Genomic DNA, 261 nt, shown 5'->3' on the forward strand with positions numbered 1-261 from the left:
TATGTATTGGTGAAGAGACGAGCAAAGGTACCAGCGACATGTCTGCCCACATTTCTATGTGTTCCACATTCTGTTCTGGAGGCATTGTCACTCCTACCAAGTGTTCAAAGTATTTTGCAAAAGAAGTCTTGGTGCCTTTATACTTCACCTTATTATTTATACTAACATCATCCATGTAGTCAAGAGCGAAAGCCTCTATATCCTTTTTGCCCTTTCTACAAGCTAACAGATACCAGCGTCTCCAATATTGTTTCAGGTAAT

1 protein-coding gene is annotated in these 261 nt (G+C 39.8%); it reads right to left on the reverse strand.

The features are described from left to right. Positions 1–261, reverse strand: a 261-nt coding sequence (locus tag RAD10_RS42130) for a WYL domain-containing protein (RefSeq protein ID WP_461622050.1), incomplete at both ends; no start/stop codon positions are given.

It is taken from the genome of Bradyrhizobium sp. 23AC (assembly GCF_054863025.1).